An 18,946-nucleotide genomic window follows, 5' to 3' on the forward strand; every position below is an offset into this window, starting at 1 on the left:
GTACCATAGTACTACACGCAGGAAAGGAGTCTGTCATGGCAAATAAAGCAGGTACCAAACAAGTCACTGCCAACAAAAAGGCATGGCATGACTACTTTGTCGAGGAAAAAATCGAAGCTGGCATCGAACTGGCCGGCACAGAGGTCAAATCTATCCGTTTGGGACAAGTCAATCTGAAAGATTCCTATTGTACCTTCAAGGATGGCGAAATCTTTGTGCGCGGGATGCATATTAGCCCCTATGAAAAGGGTAATATCTTTAATAAGGACCCGATGCGGCTGCGGAAACTTCTCTTGCACAAAAAAGAAATTCTGCGGTTGTTTGGAAAAACCAAACAAGACGGTTATGCGGTCATTCCGCTGAGCGTATATTTCCGTAATTCGCATGTGAAGCTGGAACTTGGCTTATGCAAAGGTAAAAAGCTGCATGATAAGCGGGACAGTATGGCCAAGCGGGATGCTGCACGCGAGATCGACCGCGCGATGAAGTCGCGCAACCGATAAAAAACGAATGCAAAGAATTTGTTGTTCCTATGGGGACGTACCGGCTTCGACGGGGGTGTTGAAGCAGGAATAGCGGGCGGAAGTGAGGACGCTTCCTTAAAAGCCTCAACCTTTTATAAATTAAACAACAAAGATTATTCTTTGCAGGCTGCCTAATTAGGCTGGCCCGTCCTGCCTGAGAGGACCACGGCTCGGGACCAGGGCGTCGATCAGTGGTGAACGTGTACGGGTTAAGAGTTGCGCCCGTCATGTAAGATGACTCTACTCAAGCAGTAAGCCTGTTTGCCGGCGTGCTGTGGAGGGAATGTAAAAGGACAAACTGCGCCCGGAGAAGTTCTTGTGGATGTGCTTTCGGACAGGGGTTCAACTCCCCTCGTCTCCACCAAAAAGAGCCAGACGAACACTTGTCGTTCGTCTGGCTCTTCTTTATTGTTGTGCCAGCTGCGCCTTTTCAAACCGCAGCACACCGACTCGCCATGTAATCCACGTGGTAACCGCAATCTTCACCAAATCCCCCGGCAGGTACGGCAGGACGCACAGCGTCAAAGCCGGAACCAAGGCGGTATGGTTCAAAATCATAAACCACGCCGTCCCAAAGGCATAACATGCCGCGAGGCCCACTGCCAAAACAATGGCTAAGTTCCAACGGGCATTTACCAAAGGCATCATAAGACCGATCACAGCCGCTGCCACAACATACCCGACCAAATATCCGCCGGTCGGGCCAGCCAGGACTTGCAGCCCGCCACGCATCCCATTAAACACCGGAGCCCCTACCATGCCAAGCAGTAAATAGACGATCTGGGCGGCTGTCCCCCATTTGAACCCCAATAGGCTGCCCGATAGGAAAACAGCCAGCATGGACATGGAAATCGGCACTTGCCACGGGGTGGGAATGGCTAACTGACTGCATATGGCCGTCAAAGCCGCAAACAAAGCGGTATAACAAAGTTGTCTTGTTTTCATGGTACGCTCCTCTTGTAAACTATTTTTTATACTTCGGTTTACTTCTTGAGTATAGCATACTTGTAAACAGAAATCAATAATGAAGTTTACATCTCTCTGTGCCCACAAAAAATCCCTTGCACCAACCGAACGTATTTGCTGGTACAAGGGGTTTTCTTCGCTTTACTTTTCGATACCAAACTCATACAACGTGGTATGGCGGTATATTTGTCCTGCGCGCAAGATCGCCTGGGGGTATTCCGGACAATTGATGCTATTCGGAAAAGCCTGCGTCTCCAGGCAGAACCCACTGCGCCGGGGATAACAAGCGCCTTCTTTGCCTGCACAAGTGCCGTCCAAAGAATTGCCTGCATAAAATTGCACTCCAGGCTGGGTGGTTTCGACCTCCATCACAATGCCGGTTTGCTGACACCGGGCCGATGCAGCCGGCCGCAGCTTCCCCGGTATGCCGCGCAAAACCCAGTTGTGGTCATATCCGCCCGCGTATTGCAGCTGCTCAAAGGCATCATCAATATGCGCGCCAATGGGGGTCCAGTCCCGCAAATCCATCGGCGTATCTTCGACTTCCTGATATTCGCCATGTGGGATGGACTCGTCGTCGGCGGGTGTAAAGCGGTCGGCATACAGGCAAATCTCCTGCCCGCAGATGTCGCCACTGTTATGGCCTCCCAGATTGAAATACGTATGATTGGTCAGATTGCAGAGCGTATCCTGTTCGGCTTTTGCCCAATAGGTGATTTTCAGCGCATTCTCGACCAGTGCATAAACCACTTCGATCTTCAAAGTACCCGGATAGCCTTCTTCCCCATCTCGGCTCACCAGCCGCAAATGCAGGCCATCTGCCTGGATTTCCGGCTCCCACAGCCGCTTATCAAATCCTTTCTTTCCCCCGTGCAGATGATTGCGGCCATCGTTGCAATATAAGGTATGTTCCTGTCCGTTGAGGGTGAACCGCCCACGTGCGATGCGATTGGCATACCGTCCAATCAGCGCTCCTAAAAATTTGTCTTGCTTTTCATAGCCCTCGATGGTATCACATCCCAAAACCACATCGACCAGGCGTCCCTGTCGGTCGGGCACCCATAGGTTCTGGATGGTGCCGCCATACGTAAGCACCGACATGCGCAGTCCGCTTCCCTCGAGTATATACCGCTGGACTGGCTTGCCTGCCTGTGTATAGCCAAAGATCCCATCACAATAAATCTTCATCTCAAATTCCTCCCCCGTTTCCTTCCGACCATCCTTGTGCTTGCAAAGGCGTCGAAAATCCTGCACATTGGGCAAAAAGCCCCCTATTCCTGGACTGCGGCCGAAACAGGGGGACCTTGCTGGTTAGATTTTAAAATAACCAAAGCCGTTGATGATGGCTTCGATCCGTTCGCCGCGGCGGCACGCCGGACATTCGGCAGAATTATGGCTTTCATAGTCCGGCAAATCGTTGATATGGAACAAAGAATGGATGGTCGTATCATCGACCCGGTCGACAGCGCTGAAAATAGCCGAAACACCACAAAGATGCCCGCCATAGTATTCGATACATTCGGCGCCTTGTTCGACGGTGAGTCCGGTGGTGACCGAGGACATCAGCAGCATGACACTCTTGCCCCGGATGAGCGGACGAATGTTATCCCGGAACATCATCTGCCCGAAGGAATTGAATTCCGGGGTCACAACATGGATCGCTTCCCCGCGGTTTAAACTGCGGAAACCGCTTTGCGACAGCTGTTGTGCCAAAAAACCACCGATCATCTGGGTGCTGTCCAGACATACGATGGCATTGACCACTGTTGTGGAGGAATATTGACGCGCCAACATCTTTGCAATTTCGTCGGCGACGCGCTGGTTGGTTTTGATATCTGTCATGTCGATATAATAGTTGACATGCGAGTGATTGGTCGCAAAATGGCCGCTCACAGCCGTCAACGAAATTTGACCCGATGCACTGGGCAGTTTGATGATTTTTCTTTCCATTCCATTCGCCTCCTTGTCTGGTTTTATTATAGCCCAATCCGCTGGTTTTGGCAATTCTATTCTGTGCAATCTGCTGATTTTTTTGATGGTGTGCGACACTTGTTCATGCAGAAACGCCGGAAACAGATACCTTTCCCATGTGCAAAACCGCCTTTTGCTCCGCTGCAAAAGCTTTTGCGCATTTTGGCGAAATGTTATTTATACAGCCGATTTGCCAAAAATGGACTGGACAAGCTGCCCCCAGGATACTATCATAGATATGATAGTAGCATGAAGAATATATTTGAACGGAGGAAACTATGCGTCATTTGATTGACCCGCTCGACTTTTCCGTCGAGGAAATCGATTCCCTTCTCCATTTGGCCGACCGTATCGTGGCCAACCCCACGGCATTCCAAAACGTGTGTGCTCACAAAAAACTGGCCACCCTGTTCTATGAGCCTTCCACCCGCACCCGCCTGTCGTTTGAAGCGGCGATGCTCAATCTGGGCGGCTCGGTGCTCGGCTTTGCCAGCGCGGATTCTTCCTCGGCTTCCAAGGGAGAAAGCGTGGCCGATACCATCCGTGTCATCTCGGGGTATGCCGATATTGCGGCCATGCGTCATCCCAAAGAAGGCGCTCCGCTGCGGGCTGCCCGGTATTCCCGCATCCCGGTCATCAATGCCGGCGATGGCGGCCACCAGCACCCCACCCAGACCCTGACCGACCTGATGACCATTCGCCGTCGCAAAGGCCGTCTGTCCGGCCTGACCATCGGTCTGTGCGGTGACCTGAAATTCGGCCGCACGGTGCACTCGCTCATCAAATCGCTTTCCCGTTATGAAGGGATGCGTTTTATACTGATTTCACCCGAAGAACTGCGGGTTCCCGATTATGTCATCACCGAGGTGCTCGAACCCCGCGGCATCCCTTACGAACAAGTCAGCAGTCTGGAAGATGCGATGCCCCATCTGGACATCCTCTATATGACCCGCGTACAGCGCGAACGCTTCTTCAACGAAGAAGATTATATCCGCTTAAAGGACACGTACATCCTCACCACCGATAAGATGGCACTGGCCAAGCCGGATATGGCGGTACTGCATCCGCTACCCCGCGTCAATGAGATCGCGCTGGATGTGGATGACGACCCGCGTGCCGCTTACTTTGAGCAGGCACAGAACGGCGTCTATGTCCGTATGGCACTGATTATGACCCTGCTCGGCCTGGCCGGAAAGGAGGACGAACATGCTTAATATTGATTCCATTCAAAACGGCTTGGTCATCGACCATATCAAAGCCGGCACCGGCATGCAGATCTATCATCTGGCTGGCCTGGACAAGCTGGATTGCTGTGTCGCCCTGATTCGCAACGCCCGCTCGAACAAGCATGGCCACAAAGACATCATCAAGATCGAAAGCATGATCGATCTGGATCTGGATGTTCTGGGCTATGTGGACCCGGACATCACCATCGATGTCATCCGGGACGGTGTGATCGTAGAAAAGAAAAAGCTGGAGAAGCCCCCCAAGCTGGTCAATGTGATCCGCTGCAAAAACCCGCGCTGCATCACTTCTATTGAGGAAGAAATCGACCATATTTTCTATCTGAGCGAAAATGGCCGGTACCGCTGCGCGTATTGTGAGCAGGAGCCCAGTAAAAATAATTCGTAAGCATGCTTTGCATGTCCAAAGCAGCCGCCTTGGGGCGGCTGCTTTTTCACCAGCGGCCCTGCCCGCACAGGGCTGCTCGCATTTGAATGAGGAGGTATGAAACTTGAAACTCAATCGTGTAACAGCCGTCTACTTCTCCCCCACCCAGACATCCAAGACGGGCGCGGAAACCATTGCACAAGCCATTTTGCCGCAGGCAGAACATGTCGATCTGACCCGCTTTGACGCCCCGCTGCCGGATGCCTTTGGCCCGGATGAACTGGTGGTGTTTGGCGCCCCGGTCTATGCCGGCCGTCTGTATGAAGGCTGTGCCGAACGGTTTGCCAAGCTGCGGGGGCACAATACGCCCTGCATCATTACGGTGACGTATGGCAACCGCAATTATGACGACGCCCTTTTGGAGCTGTCCGACATCGTGCAGGCCGGCGGGTTTGTCCCGTTTGCAGCCGCTGCGCTGGTGGCTCAGCATACATATGGCCAGATTCAGGTCGGACGGCCCAATGAAGCGGACTTGGCAGAAGACCGTGCCTTTGCAGAAAAAGCCGCGGCACGGCTGTCGCAAGATGCCCCGCTGGTTCCTGTTGCTGTGCCGGGCGACCGTCCGTATCGGGACGGTGGACATCGCGGCTCCTTCCGCCCGCTCACCGACCCGGAAAAATGTGTGAACTGCGGCCTGTGCGCCCGGGAATGCCCGCAGGGTGCGATCGATCCGCAAAATGTCAGCTTGATCGACGACAGCACCTGTTTGGCGTGCTTCCGCTGCATCCGCCGCTGTCCCACGGGCGCAAAAAATATGAACGTGCCACAATATCAGGCATTTGCTCAGGATTTTTCCCAGAAACTTGCCAAGCGCCGGGAAAACGAATATTTCCTGTAACTGCAAAAATCCTATGTCTTCGCCTTAATTTCCAGCTATCGCTATGGTATAATGGAAGCATAGGAATCCCCCGCAAGGGAGGCATGTTCTATGCCAATTATCGGAATTGATTTAGGAACCACCAACAGCTTAGCGGCAGTCTGGAAGGATGGACAATGTCAGCTCATCCCCAATGCACTGGGCGAAGTCCTGACGCCTTCGGCGGTCAGCATCGATGAGGAGGGCAACGTCCTGGTCGGTCGGACCGCCAAAGACCGTCTGGTCTCCCATCCCGAACGCACGGCTGCCAGCTTCAAGCGGTTTATGGGTACCGATACAAAATTAGCGCTTGCCGGGCAGGTCTTTTCCCCGATTGAACTGTCCTCGCTCATCTTGCGCCGTTTGAAAGAAGATGCCGAGGCCTTTCTTGGCCAGCCGGTCGAAGAAGCGGTCATCAGCGTACCGGCCTATTTTGATGACAATGGCCGCAGCGCGACCAAGGCCGCTGGGGAACTGGCCGGTTTCCGGGTCGAACGGATCATCAATGAGCCCAGCGCCGCAGCCCTCGCCTACCACAAGGGCAAGGACGAGGACATGAGTTTCCTGGTTTTTGACTTTGGCGGCGGCACGCTGGATGTATCGGTCGTGGATGCGTTCTCCAATGTCATTGAAATCGTGGCCGTCGCTGGGGATAACCAGCTTGGCGGCGATGATTTTAACCAGGCGATCGCTGCATATTTCTGCAAGCAAAATGGTTTGACCCTGTCCAAATTGCCGCGCGAAACCCAGGCCAGTTTGATTCGGCAGGCCGAGCATTGTAAAATCGCGCTTTCTTCGACCGATCCGGTCATGATGGTCTCGGACATCGACGGACAGGAACGTTCGATCATGCTCACCAATCAGAAATTGGTGGAAATCAGCGCGCCCCTGCTGCGGCGGTTGGAAAAGCCGGTCGCCCGAGCGCTGCGGGACTGTCAAAACACGGTCGGTGAAATCGACGAAGTGGTTTTGGTTGGCGGCTCCTGCCATATGCCGCTCATCCGGCAATATTTGCATCATATTCTGGGCAAGCAGCCCCTGTGTGATTTTGATGCCGATACCACGGTCGCCATTGGCGCCGGGATTGCCGCGGGCATCAAGGAGCGCAGTCAAGATCTGCGCGATACCCTGCTGACCGACATTTGCCCCTTTACCCTGGGCGTCAATGTCATCAACCACGAGGATCCCTCGAATGACCTGTTCTCGCCTATTATCGAGCGCAATACCACGCTGCCGGCCAGCCGCATGCGCAGCTACTATACCGCGCGTGAAGGCCAGACCAGAATGTCCATTGAAGTCTATCAAGGCGAATCGATCTATTGCCGGGAGAACTTAAAACTCGGCGAATTGGAGATCGAAGTCCCCCGCGGTGCCCGCGGAAAGGAAGGGGCCGATGTCCGCTTCACCTATGACATCAATGGAATCTTGCAGGTGGAAGTCACCTGCCAATCGACCGGGCAAAAAAATCAGGCTTTGATTTTAAATCCCAACTTAAAGCTGAGTGACGCCGAACTTAAGCAGCGGCTGGCAGAACTCGAGCAATTCAAGCTGTTGCCCCGGGAAGAGGAAGAAAACAAGGTACTCCTGGCCCGTGCGTCCCGGCTGTATGAGGAATCCACCGGTTTGCTGCGCGAGCAGATCCATCAGCAAATCGATTATTTTAATCTCCTGCTGCACGAAGGCAGCGAAGCCAAGCTGCGCCGTTATCGCAAAGATCTCCATCATTTTTTCGATCAACTGGACAATGACCTGCACACGGATGAAGATATTCTGCGTGCCTTCCGGGAAGATTGGAGCGACGAGGAGGACGATGAGGTATGAATCCGTGGCAAGTGCTTGGCCTTTCCCCGACCGGTGATTTGGATGCTGTCAAGCAGGCGTATGCGGAAAAGGTGAAGCTCTTCCATCCGGAAGAACACCCGGAGGAGTTCCAAACCTTACACGAAGCCTACCGGAAGGCCTCTCGCTATGCCAGACAGCATGCAGCGGCGCCCTCTGCGCCCAACAAAGAACCCGCTCCTGCCCGTCCAGCCGTACAGACCCTCAAAAAGCCGGCTATCTATACGCCGGCATCGGATGACAATGCCCATCGGCAAAATCGTTACCGCTCTTCGGACGATGAATTTTCCCGGGCACAATTTGAGGACTTCTGTACCGAAAACAAACGGGTGGGACGTCCGCTGCCCCGGACAGCCAGTTCGGTTTCCCTGCCGGCGGGAAAAATCCCGATTCGTGGCGCCAAACGGCAAGCCGAGCCGGTCGGCGGGCTCAATTTTTCCGCGCTGCATCAGGAAGATTCGCCGCAAGACACGGAAGATGATACTCCCCCGGCTTCCCAAGAAACAGATACTCCCTCCCCTGCGGCGCAGCCGGAGGAGCCGTCTGCGGAACCCGAGCGGCGTTTTCCTGTGAATCTGCTGCTTTTGCCCTTCTTTCTGGTACCCCTGATTCAATTACTGCCTTTGCCGGTCTCGGTCGGTCTGTTCATCGTATATTTGGCATATCAGGCATACCGGGATGAAATCCGCCGGTCTTGGGTGTTGACGATCGAAGAAATCGTGACCGAATGTACGGTTCTGGCCTTTTTCAACGAGTCGCTGCAACAGGCAGATTTTTATGACACCGCACATCTGGTGCTAAAAATCCTTGCCGGATGCCTGTTCTTATACCGCGTGATTCGTCGCCGCATGGACTTTGTACATACGTTTTATCCCGACTCTTCGCGCAAAAAGTAAAGATTCTAAAACAACCCCCGACGTTCTACAACGTCGGGGGTTTTTCATGCTTTTAGACGTCCTGTCCCTTGAGATAGTTGGCCAAACGCTTATCTTCCGATTTGATGTGGCTAATCAAAATGCTGACTAAGCGATTGAGTTCTCCAACCTTCTGCACCGTAACCTCGCTGTGCTTGAATTCATTCGAAAGGTTACGAATCATTTCCTTATACTTGATATGGAATGTATGGTGGGACTTATAGTGCGGATACTCATTTTCACGCTGCAACTTCTCTTCATCAGAGAAGTGCTGATCTACGTAATCCGCAAGGAACTGGGCAGTTTGCGTGATCTGTGTCCGACCGGACCCAGTCGCACAAGCATCCAACAGCTGATTGATCGCATCGAACAACATACGGTGTTCGGAGTCGATCAATTCATTTCCAGTTTCCAACTCCGGCGTCAGTTCATAGTGCTTAATATTTGCCGGGGTCGTCGATCGTTGTGAAATCGGTGCTGGTGCTGGAGCCTTGAAACCTGTCCCCCGAAGAGGGGAAGTTACCTCCTGCATGAAAGCTGCCGCTGTTTGTTGCACCGCTCGGGATGCTGTCGATGGGGGTGGTGGGAAACGCGCTCTGGTCTACAACCGGCTGTGCAACGGCCTTGCCTTCACTTACACGGAAGGTCGACAGAATCTGACGCAGCATATTCGCCTGCGAAGAGAGTTCTTCACTTGCTGCTGCCGACTCTTCACTGGTTGCCGAGTTGGTCTGTACAACGGTTGCGATCTGGTCGATACCCTGCGTAACCTGCGCAATCGAATCCGATTCATGCGCAGCTGCCTGTGCGATCTGTGCAATCTTTTCTACCGCTCTTTCGGTCAGTTCATTGCTCGAATTGATGGAATCTGCGGCTGCATGTGCAATCTCCGAGCCATGCTCTACGGCACGGATGGAATCTTCGATCAGGGTCGTCGTATTCTTTGCAGCTTCGGCCGACTTGGAAGCCAGGTTTCGTACTTCGTCCGCTACAACGGCGAAGCCCTTACCGGCAGCACCTGCACGTGCGGCCTCGACCGCAGCGTTGAGTGCCAGGATGTTGGTCTGGAATGCAATATCTTCGATGGTCTTGATGATCTTGCTGATCTCCTTGGACTTGGAGGTGATCTCATCCATCGCAATGATCATCTGTTCCATCTGCTGCTGGCTCTCTTCGTTCTTCTGGCCAGCTTCGTCTGCATTTTCCTTCGCATCCTGTGCAGCATCTGCATTCTTGCGAGCTGCCATCGAAATATCGTTAATGGTTGCCGACAATTCTTCTACTGCGCTTGCCTGCTCGGTTGCACCCTGTGCCAGCGACTGTGCACCATTGGATACCTGCTCGGCACCGCTGGATACCTGGTCGATGGACTGCTTGACCGTGCTGATCAGGTCGCGCATCTTTGCAGTAACCTGCGACAGATTGGTCGAAACCTTCTGGAATGCACCCGGAAGCTGATTTTCGGTATAAACATCAAAGTTACCGTGAACCATTTCAGAGGTAACACGAGAAATATCCGAGCAAACTGCCTGCAGCACCTTCTGGCTGGTACGCAGTGCCTCGGCCATTTCGCCGATTTCGTCCTTGGACTCATACCGTACTTCATGAGACAGATTGCCGCGGCTGATTTCGTTGAGCGCAGTCTTGGTTTCATCCAGCGGACGTACGATCGAACGAATCAGGCTGGTTGCAAACAGAATAACCAGAATCAGGAATACCACCATCAGGCAAAGCATGAAGATCAGCGTACGTACGACCGAGCTCTGCTGCGTCTCCATGTTGTCCTGTACGTGCTGGGAGATGGCATCGATTAGCGCCTCGGAAGCCTGCTGCTGTGCATCCAGTGCCGGCGTACATTCATTGATCAGGATTTCCTGTGCCTGCACAAAATTATTCTGCTCAATCGCCGCTGTAATGCGCGGTACTACGGCTTCCCAAGTCGAAATCGTGTCTAAAAATTCTTGATCCAGACCGTCGCCCAGTTCATAGTTCTGGGAAACATAGTCACGTGCTTCATCCAATGCAGACAGTGCATCGTTCAAGCTGGTCTGGTTGCTCGAGTAATTTCTCTTTGTCGTGTCCAAAACGATGTCACGCGCATACCGTGCGGCCGTATTGATCTCAACGCGGCAATCGAGCACTTGCTGCAGCAAAACTTCATCATTTTGAATGATGTCTTCATATCCTCGCCGAATGGAGAACATATTCATCACTGCCATCAATAAAAGTACCAATGATAACACGATCGGGATCGCAAATCCTAAAATTAGCTTCTTTGTGATCCGTAAGTTCTTCAGTTTCATTTTTGATGATTTCCTCCTTCTGGACTTACATTTATATCAAATCGGCGAATTTATCTCAGTTCGCCGTATTTGCCTTTCTCCACATCTCCAGCGACTTGGCCAGCGACCAGAGTAACGACTCGTTGGCACATAATGTTTACGAAGTTTTTCGCATGGGTTGCTGCGACCACGGTTGTGCCGCAGCGATTGATCTCTCGCAGGATATTCATGATGTCCCATCCGGTATCGTCATCCAGATTGGCTGTGATTTCATCCACCAGAAGAATGGGCGGATTGCAGATCACAGCTCTTGCCAGTTCGACCATTTTGACCTGGCCGCCGGACAATTCAAACGGATGTCGATGCTCAAAGGCACGCATTCCTACAAGAGCCAATGCTTTTTGTGTGTTTTCTACGATCTTGTTGGGACGAATTCCCATGGCATGCTGCACCAGCGCCAGATTTTCTCCGATCGTTTTTTTTCGAATCAGGCCGGCTTCTTGCCAAACCTGTCCAATGCTGCGGCGATACGATGGGCGCCGCCAACTTTTCAGTCTTGTGATATCCATATCGTTCACGCGAATCTGTCCTCGATCGGGTAGGATCTGATTTGCAATCAAGCGCAACAGCGTTGTTTTGCCGGCGCCACTACTGCCAATGATGAAAACGAACTCTCCTTGTTTGATCTCCAAAGAAAGATCATCCACGGCAGCAAACCGTCTTTTTTCATTGGTATAGTATTTTGTTACATGTTGCAGTTCAATTTGAGGCACACTATTCCTCCTACTCCAATCTATTATCAACCCACGAAATCATTGGACAAACCCGACATGGTTTGCTATCATGAATACAGAAAACCACGCGAGGTGTCGTATTGTGAAAAAAACGAAGAAAAATAAATGGAAAAGCCGACTTCAGATTTTTCTTTTATGTATCCTCTTTATCGGCGGTGCAGAACTTTGCGCTTGCTATTGGCTGGATCCTGCCATATTTGATAAGATCACAACGCCTGTGCTGCAAGCAGCATCGTCCCTTTGGAATTCCAGCATTGAACTCTTTTCGGACGCCAAAACCAATCTTGCGCAGCGTATCGAGACCATCGGCGCCCAGGAAGAACCCGAAGAAATCGAGTCGCAAAAAGCGGGTACGCCGCTTTTGCAAGGCGATGGCATTCCGATTCAGGACCCAACCATCACCGAACTGGTAATCCGGGATGGTCAGGAAGTGCTCACTGGTGGTGCGCTGCCCATTGCTTATTTTGCACAAAGTGACCCTGCCTGGAAAGATCAGCCCTATGGCACCGATAATATCGGCGACTATGGCTGTGGTCCCACGGCAATGGCAATGGCAGCCAAAAGCACGGTCGGCGCCGATGTCACTCCCGCAAGCATGGCACAATGGTGCAGCCAATATGGCTATTGGGCTGCGGGAAGCGGTTCGTATCACACGATCGTGCAAGGGGTTGCCTCTGGTTTTGGCATGACATGCAGTTCTCCGAAAGAACTCAATGTGGATGAATTGCGCACACGGCTTTCCAGCGGCGAGATTGCCGTAGCGCTCATGAAGGCCGGACATTTTACCGATTCTGGACATTTCATTTTGTTACGCGGCACGACGCTCAATGGCAACATCCTGGTGGCGGACCCGAACAGTCGGGAACGCAGCTTACAGGAATGGGATCCACAACTGATTGTGAATGAACTGAGCAATAGCCGAACCGCAGGTGCACCGCTTTGGTTCTTATCTGGCCCAAGCGGTGCATAACTGCGGTCAATTCTTTTTCGCGTTCAGTGCCTTGTAAATCCGCTCGTCCAGCGGAACCAGACGTCCGATCAACCGCTTATTTTGTTCCAATTGATTCACTACCAATCGCTCTTGATCGTCGAGCGGTGCATCACCCCCCAGCAAAGATTTCCATCTTTTTTGTTGCTCCAGCGGATGGCTTTCGCAAATCCGCTGGATATTTTTTTCGTACTCTTGGGCCAGGAGCACGGGCTCCTGCCGCATGGCCAAAAGCATACTAAACGAGGTCTGGTCGTTTCGATCCAGCGCTTCCCCCATTTGTGTCGTTAAATCATAGATTTCTGATAGAACTGTATATCGTTTGCGAAGCTGGACCAACAGTTCTATCCATTCTCCAGTCATATGCCACCCGCTTTCTGTGCCTGACGGAATGTATCCCGTAAATCAGCCAGGCGCGGCTTGACCTCTGCCAGCACTTTGGCATTGCGGCCAGCCAATACACGGCTGAGTTCATAGGAAAAATAGTCATAAAGACGATGCAGGTCTCGGCTGATTGGATATTGCATATCAAGGGTATCGTCCAGGTAACGCAGAATCTCCCGACAGCGAATGATCGATTCATCAAACAACTTAAAATCCTGCTTTTCCAACGCCAGTTCTGCACGAGTCAGCCGTTTGACCAGCTCATCGTACAAAAGAAGCAGCAATTCCCCTCGTGTCATGGTGTTGATCGACTGCGCTTTGTATGCTTGATAACCTTGCATATCCATGTTTTGGATTTCCTTTCCGTTATCCTGAACTTAATAACTGCCTCCACCCAAGCTTGCCAGATACGAACTTTGCGAGTTCATCTGCGCAATCAAGGTTTCCAGCTTTGTAAATTTGGAAGTGTAATAATCAATCTTGTCATTCAGTTTTTCTGTCAACGAATCGATCACTTTGTCAATATTGTCGATCTGTGTCTGCATGGTATTTTGCAGCAAAGCCAGCGGCGAATACTGCGAACCTGCTTTTTCGATTAGGATACCCTTTGTGGAGCCTGTGGTTGCTGCATATTTATCCAGCTGAACCTTAAGCACCGCCATGACACCACTCTCCGCGCTATTGACCGAAGAAGTCGTCTTTCCCTGGCTATCGGTGGTCTCATTATACACCAGCGGGTCCGAGAAGACACTGGAGACCTTCTCCGGATCGCTTTCCAGCATCTCCCGCAGTTTGTTTTCGTCGAGCGAAATTTTGCCTTTGTCCGAATAGTCGGTGGATACTTCAATACCGATCTCGCTGAATTTGGAATCCGAGAATACAAATCGCAGGCTGTTTGCCAGATTGCCCAGATCGCGATCGTTGAACAAAATACCTTCCTTGGCCTTTGCTTCGTATTCTTCAATCTGCTTTTCACTCATATCCGCCTTCTGATCATCGGTCAGCGGCAGATATTCTTTTTTATGGTCAGGCTGCGTGCTGTACTGATCATTGATTTCCGCCAGAACCTTGTTGTAATCTTCTACAAAGCTCTTGATCGCATCTACAATCTTGTCCGTGTCCACTTTGGAATTGAACGAAACACGTTCTCCATTTTCTGCTGTAAAGGTACCGTTAGCAGTTACTTTAAAACCATCGATATCAAAGGTATTGGTCGCACTGGTCAAAGTCTTTTCAACGCCATTGATGTAGGCTGTCATCTGCGCATCGTGGCCTTTGATAATGCTGACCCCATTTGTGGCATCGGTATACGAGCCATCCGTAAACGACGGTACAATCGACTGTCCATCAATGACGATTTCGCTAATGGTACTTCCTGTATACTTAACCGAACCGAACATTTGAGCAGCCAGATTCTGTGCATTATCGCTTGTTGTGTCACCAATCGCAATGCGTCCGCCTTCACCACCATGTGTGGAAGAGAATACGAATTGGTCCGCTGTCGCTGAGTAATTCACCTTTACGCCAGCTTGGGCATTGTTGTTAATATCATTGATGATGGTTTGCAGCGTTGTATCTGCCGTATATTCACCAATCTTTACGCCGTTGATTTCAAAAGCATACAATGCTTTTCCGTTTTTATCAACTTTAACTTTCCCGTTTTCATCTGTGATCGCGCTCATGCCGCCGCCCAGACCAATGATTGTTTCACCGTCTTGGCTGGTTTCGACCGTTCCATACATATCCCCCAACGTTTTATTGACGTTAACGCGGTTGGATGCACCACGGTCAATGCCCAAAATGCCGCCTTTACCGATCACGTTCAAAGTGCCCGAGTCAATGGACAAGGTGTCGCTTTCCTTTACCGAAAATGTCGGTTTGAATGCTCCATCTTTCCCGGCATTGTCTACGGTAATACGCCCATAACCAAAAGCCTGATCAAACTGGGTCTGCAAATATTTGGTCATCTTCTCGGCAGCGGTTGCATCATCTCCCGCCCCAAAGATCTCCTTATATTCATCCGATCCTTTTTCCGGCATTTTGATGGTAGCCGTTGTACCGTTGTAAGTTACGGTCATCGATGCACCTGCCAGCACATCGCTAACATATTTTTCCGATGTCAAGTCATCTTTTGTGACAGGAGCTCTGGAAGCCAGGACTCCAGACCCATTGAGCTTATCACCGGCCGACAGATGCAGCGCCTCAAGTGCCGATGTAGAAGAATAGCTAAGTACTTCTAATGTATTGCTCTCATTTTCGCCTTCTACAAAAGTAAAGGCGATCGTTTGATCTCCAGTCGGCTTTCCATCCGGCCCCAAGGAATCTACAACCTGCGCTTTGACCTTGGAATCCATTGTAATCGTATCATCACCCAGGGTAATTGATGCATTCCCCAGTTGCTTATTGATCTCATCTACAACATCATCCAAATCGTTGTATTCGCGGTTGCTATCAAAGGTAATCGAAAACGATTCGTTGCCGTATTTAAAGGAAAGCTGCTGGCCCGCTAAGTTGCTGACATCTGCTTTTCCTGTCAGGGACACATCTTTTCCGGCAGAAATCTTTTCCGGATCAATGCTGGTCTGTCCGGTCAATCCTTTGAAAGTAATGGTTTCATTCTGGGCAAGTTGCGTCACACTGCCGATCTCGATATCACTGTTGGTACTGCCGGATGCCGAGATCATATCGGCGTACTTACCAAGCGACGTGATGATGCTCGGCTGGAAAAAGGCCGAACTCATCAGGTTGGTTGTCGAGGTGTACGACGTATACTTCTGCGAAATTTGAACAAGCTGGTCGCTGATGCTGCGATAAGCTTCCTGCTGCCAGAGCAGAATCTGCTGATCCTGCTTTTGCGAATCGATTTTGCTCTTGATGCCAGAAACCATGTTTTCGATCATGGATTCGGTATCCATGCCGCTGGCCAGGCCGCTGATGACATTTCGATTGCCGTAAATGCTGGAGCTACTGCTGCTGCTTACACTGCTGACTGCCATATCAATCACTCCTCCTAAAGACAAGGGCTATGTTTGATACAAAGAGAATTGTATTCCGAATTAAAATTTAGTTCTATGTTTTTATTTCGACATGTAGTATACTGGACATAAGAGGTAGAATGATTTTTTTCAAATAAGGAAGTGATTTTTATGGCAGTGATTATCGCCATTACCAACCAGAAGGGCGGCGTCGGCAAAACGACAACTGCCGCTGCATTGATTGCCTCGCTTGCACAGCGTGGAAAAAAGGTTCTTGGCGTCGATTTGGACCCGCAGGGCAACCTTGGTTTTAGTTTGGGTGTCGATATCGAAAACAGCCATACCATCTATGAAGTGTTCAAAAAACAGATCTCCATCGAGCAGGCTCTTTGTCCAATGGCATATGGTGATCTGTTAGCTTCTAATATTTTACTTTCCGGTGTAGAGCTGGAATTTAACCGCGCCGGACGGGAGTATATGCTCAAAACCGAACTCACCCCGCTTCAGGACCGCTACGATTTTATCATCGTGGATACCCCGCCTGCATTAAACTTATTGACTGTAAACGCCTATGTCGCATCGGACAAGCTGATCATCCCCATGGCGCCCGAAATCCTTAGCTTGCTTGGGGTCGCCCAAATCAAAGAAACGATCGAAACCGTACGGCAATATTACAACCCGCGCTTATCGGTTATCGGCATCTTGCTGAACAAATTCAATGCTCGACTCAATCTCAACCGCGACGTTTTGGAACTTTCCCAACAAATCGCACAGCAGCTCGATACCCAAGTGTTTGAAACCAAAATTCGCCAAAGCGTCTTGGTCGCAGAAGCTCCTGCACATGGGCAAAGTGTCGTCACGTATGCGCCGAATTGTAAACCTTCGCAAGACTTTTCCGCTCTGGTCGATGATATCTTGGGCCTGGATCAAAATACCACCGTGGGAGGATAACCAATGCCATCAAAAAGAAGCAACAAAACTGCACGTGTCTTAAACCTGATTGCAGGTGCCGGCCCTGAAACCGAACCGGAAAAACAGGAGGCGACCGTTACACCGGACCCTGCCCCTGCCCCCGTGGAAGCAGAAGAAACCGAGGCCCCAAAGCCGCAAGAGGAAAAGCCTGCCCGCAAAACTTCTTCCCGCACCCGGTCTACATCTTCGAAGAAAGCACAAAAGCAACCCGAGCCGACTGCTCCCACCGCAGAGCCAGCGCCCACAGAGGAAACTCCTGCGGAAACGTCTGTGGAAGAGCCTGCCCCCGCTTCTACGACATTGCCGCCTGCTCCGCAGCCCATTGTACCGATCGTACAAACCGTGCGGGAAAAGGAGCAAGCCCTGGCCGATGACATCCGAGCCGGTTTGCTGCAAGCCTTGACAGAAGCCGAGGGCATGGACGATTTGCTTTCTTTGGATACGCAGCCGCTGGACCCGCCGGAACCGGCTCCGCAGCCACCCGAGGTATCTATGATTCCCGAGCAGTCGCCTGTCCAAGAAGAAGTCCCCGAGCCTTCTGAGGCACCGGCTTCGGAAAGCAAGCTGCCGCCTGCGGCTACACCGGATGATGTGCTGGCACAAGCCATTGCGTCCGAACTCTCTATTGAGGAAGAACCCCAGCCCATTTCGGAAATGGCACCCGTGGAGCCCACACCAGAACCCGAACCGGAAATCCAACAAATGCCGCTATCGCAGGCAGAGCCAGCGCCGGCTCCTCCCGCTCCTGCGGAAGCTGATATTTCGTATTGCAATGTTTTACAGGCGCTTGTTGAGGAAAATGCCTCGTATTATACCAAGCACATGCTGCAATGCGCCTGCCCGCGATGTGTTGCGGATATGAAAGCTTTAGCACTCACCAACCTGCCCTCCAAATATGTTGTATTGAGTGAAATCGAAAAAAATGCCCATATGAGCGTTTTTTCCGCACGCTATGCCAATGAAGTTGCCATTCAAATGGTTCGTGCCTGCATGATTGTTAACGATCATCCGCATCATTCGGCAGCGCTGACAGACAACAAATAATTGATTTGCCAACAAAAAAGCCTTCCATTTCTGGCCGTGCCAGAATGGAAGGCTTTTTCAATCGATTCTATTTTGTAGAACCATCCCGTTTTTGTCCCGCCTGCAACAAGCGCAACAACTCCATGGGAGAGTCTTTTTCTTCGGCGGCCGAGCAGTTTTCCCGCCGCGCTTCCACCAATTCGGTTCGCAATACAGACACATGTCTTGGCGCATCTACGGAAAGCCGCACACGTCCCTGGCCAATTTCCTGCACCGTGATGGTGATATCATCCCCAATCATAAAGGACTGGCCTTCTTTGCGCTGCAAAATCAGCACAGTCCTTCCCCCTTTCCTTGTTCCAAGGAAGAAAGCGGGCAACGCATTTCATATTGGTCCAGAATGACTTGGCGAGCTTGCCTGGTTTCATCATTGATTACGATAGGGCATCGCAGATTGACCGTGCTGTTGGAAACCGGTTTTTCCACCCGGCACAACACGTAGTAGCACAAGTCCTCGCTTTTTTCGACCTGTAAGCTGTCCAATTCTTTTTTTGGCAAACTCGGCCGATACTCCGGCATCAACATAAACGGATTAAGCAATGTAAATGCCAGATAAGGATTGGTCACACTTTGCAGGCACAACAAAAAATCTGCTTCCTCGGAAAAGGGCAGTAAAATGAACTCCTTTTCCTCCTCAAAGCCAAACAGGCCCTCGGCAAAATGCAGGGTTGTGTTTTCGTCGATCCGTAATTCTCCAAAATACTTGGTCTGTATTTTCATTCTGACT

The 18,946-nt window shown here is 51.2% G+C and carries 20 protein-coding genes and 1 other RNA gene; 10 read left to right on the plus strand and 11 right to left on the minus strand.

The genetic code is table 11. The annotated features are described in order from the left end of the window. Positions 1-35: 35 nt before the first annotated feature. A complete protein-coding gene (gene smpB / locus EFB11_RS09065) occupies positions 36-503 on the plus strand; it encodes an SsrA-binding protein SmpB (RefSeq protein WP_122789927.1) in 468 nt (155 codons plus the stop codon). A gap of 31 nt (positions 504-534) precedes the next feature. Further along, positions 535-888, plus strand: a transfer-messenger RNA (tmRNA) gene (gene ssrA / locus EFB11_RS09070). A gap of 41 nt (positions 889-929) precedes the next feature. Here ssrA and EFB11_RS09075 read toward each other — a convergent pair. The 3 genes from EFB11_RS09075 to EFB11_RS09085 form a co-directional block, all read right to left on the minus strand. Next, the gene (locus tag EFB11_RS09075) at positions 930-1,469 is read right to left on the minus strand and encodes a biotin transporter BioY (protein WP_122789928.1); all 540 of its coding nucleotides are present in this window, start codon (positions 1,467-1,469) and stop codon (positions 930-932) included. 162 nt (positions 1,470-1,631) lie between these two features. After that, positions 1,632-2,678, minus strand: a complete 1,047-nt coding sequence (locus EFB11_RS09080) for an aldose epimerase family protein (protein WP_122789929.1) — start codon at positions 2,676-2,678, stop codon at positions 1,632-1,634. A gap of 123 nt (positions 2,679-2,801) precedes the next feature. Next, entirely contained in the window at positions 2,802-3,440 is a 639-nt protein-coding gene (locus tag EFB11_RS09085) for an orotate phosphoribosyltransferase (RefSeq protein ID WP_122789930.1), read from the minus strand. 299 nt (positions 3,441-3,739) lie between these two features. Here EFB11_RS09085 and pyrB point away from each other — a divergent pair, with 299 nt between their 5' ends. The 5 genes from pyrB to EFB11_RS09110 all read left to right on the plus strand — a co-directional run bounded on the left by pyrB (position 3,740) and on the right by EFB11_RS09110 (position 8,723). Beyond that, positions 3,740-4,675 carry an aspartate carbamoyltransferase gene (gene pyrB, locus EFB11_RS09090; RefSeq protein ID WP_122789931.1) on the plus strand — a complete coding sequence of 312 codons (936 nt, stop codon included), beginning with the start codon at positions 3,740-3,742 and terminating at the stop codon, positions 4,673-4,675. After that, on the plus strand, positions 4,668-5,093 hold the full coding sequence (locus EFB11_RS09095; RefSeq protein ID WP_122789932.1) for an aspartate carbamoyltransferase regulatory subunit: 426 nt from the start codon (positions 4,668-4,670) through the stop codon (positions 5,091-5,093). Before pyrB ends, EFB11_RS09095 begins: the two co-directional genes overlap by 8 nt. A gap of 103 nt (positions 5,094-5,196) precedes the next feature. Continuing rightward, entirely contained in the window at positions 5,197-5,970 is a 774-nt protein-coding gene (locus EFB11_RS09100; RefSeq protein WP_122789933.1) for a 4Fe-4S dicluster domain-containing protein, read from the plus strand. A gap of 90 nt (positions 5,971-6,060) precedes the next feature. Further along, on the plus strand, positions 6,061-7,809 hold the full coding sequence (locus EFB11_RS09105; protein WP_122789934.1) for an Hsp70 family protein: 1,749 nt from the start codon (positions 6,061-6,063) through the stop codon (positions 7,807-7,809). Further along, positions 7,806-8,723 carry a J domain-containing protein gene (locus EFB11_RS09110; protein WP_122789935.1) on the plus strand — a complete coding sequence of 306 codons (918 nt, stop codon included), beginning with the start codon at positions 7,806-7,808 and terminating at the stop codon, positions 8,721-8,723. Before EFB11_RS09105 ends, EFB11_RS09110 begins: the two co-directional genes overlap by 4 nt. A gap of 52 nt (positions 8,724-8,775) precedes the next feature. Here EFB11_RS09110 and EFB11_RS09115 read toward each other — a convergent pair whose 3' ends face one another. The 3 genes from EFB11_RS09115 to EFB11_RS09125 are packed head-to-tail and all read right to left on the minus strand — an operon-like array spanning position 8,776 to position 11,796. Further along, complete coding sequence (locus EFB11_RS09115) at positions 8,776-9,138, minus strand: bacteriohemerythrin (RefSeq protein WP_243115199.1); 363 nt, start codon at positions 9,136-9,138, stop codon at positions 8,776-8,778. Between the two features lie 40 nt (positions 9,139-9,178). Further along, positions 9,179-11,044 (minus strand): methyl-accepting chemotaxis protein, encoded by a 1,866-nt coding sequence (locus tag EFB11_RS09120; protein WP_122789937.1) that lies wholly within the window; start codon positions 11,042-11,044, stop codon positions 9,179-9,181. Between the two features lie 50 nt (positions 11,045-11,094). Beyond that, entirely contained in the window at positions 11,095-11,796 is a 702-nt protein-coding gene (locus EFB11_RS09125) for a cell division ATP-binding protein FtsE (RefSeq protein WP_122789938.1), read from the minus strand. A 103-nt stretch (positions 11,797-11,899) separates the two neighbouring features. Between EFB11_RS09125 and EFB11_RS09130 the strand changes: the two genes are divergently transcribed. Next, complete coding sequence (locus EFB11_RS09130) at positions 11,900-12,787, plus strand: C39 family peptidase (RefSeq protein WP_164706696.1); 888 nt, start codon at positions 11,900-11,902, stop codon at positions 12,785-12,787. Positions 12,788-12,793: 6 nt separating this feature from the next. Here EFB11_RS09130 and EFB11_RS09135 read toward each other — a convergent pair whose 3' ends face one another. From EFB11_RS09135 to fliD, 3 genes are read right to left on the minus strand one after another with little or no spacing between them, the layout of a single operon-like run. Further along, complete coding sequence (locus tag EFB11_RS09135) at positions 12,794-13,168, minus strand: hypothetical protein (RefSeq protein WP_122789940.1); 375 nt, start codon at positions 13,166-13,168, stop codon at positions 12,794-12,796. After that, positions 13,165-13,536 (minus strand): flagellar export chaperone FliS, encoded by a 372-nt coding sequence (fliS, locus tag EFB11_RS09140; protein WP_122789941.1) that lies wholly within the window; start codon positions 13,534-13,536, stop codon positions 13,165-13,167. The genes EFB11_RS09135 and fliS overlap by 4 nt, the downstream gene beginning before the upstream one ends. A 30-nt stretch (positions 13,537-13,566) precedes the next feature. After that, on the minus strand, positions 13,567-16,185 hold the full coding sequence (fliD, locus tag EFB11_RS09145; RefSeq protein ID WP_122789942.1) for a flagellar filament capping protein FliD: 2,619 nt from the start codon (positions 16,183-16,185) through the stop codon (positions 13,567-13,569). A 150-nt stretch (positions 16,186-16,335) separates the two neighbouring features. Here fliD and EFB11_RS09150 point away from each other — a divergent pair, with 150 nt between their 5' ends. After that, positions 16,336-17,115, plus strand: a complete 780-nt coding sequence (locus EFB11_RS09150) for a ParA family protein (protein WP_122789943.1) — start codon at positions 16,336-16,338, stop codon at positions 17,113-17,115. A gap of 3 nt (positions 17,116-17,118) precedes the next feature. Continuing rightward, entirely contained in the window at positions 17,119-18,180 is a 1,062-nt protein-coding gene (locus EFB11_RS09155) for a late competence development ComFB family protein (RefSeq protein ID WP_122789944.1), read from the plus strand. Between the two features lie 67 nt (positions 18,181-18,247). Here EFB11_RS09155 and EFB11_RS09160 read toward each other — a convergent pair whose 3' ends face one another. Together EFB11_RS09160 and fliW are read right to left on the minus strand one after the other, a co-directional pair. Then, positions 18,248-18,496: a carbon storage regulator gene (locus EFB11_RS09160; protein WP_122789945.1), complete on the minus strand. Its 249-nt coding sequence runs from the start codon at positions 18,494-18,496 to the stop codon at positions 18,248-18,250. After that, positions 18,490-18,939, minus strand: a complete 450-nt coding sequence (gene fliW, locus EFB11_RS09165) for a flagellar assembly protein FliW (protein WP_122789946.1) — start codon at positions 18,937-18,939, stop codon at positions 18,490-18,492. The genes EFB11_RS09160 and fliW overlap by 7 nt, the downstream gene beginning before the upstream one ends. Between the last annotated feature and the right edge of the window lie 7 nt (positions 18,940-18,946).

The sequence above is a fragment of the Intestinibacillus sp. Marseille-P6563 genome, from assembly GCF_900604335.1.
Taxonomy (GTDB): Bacteria; Bacillota; Clostridia; order Oscillospirales; family Butyricicoccaceae; genus Butyricicoccus_B.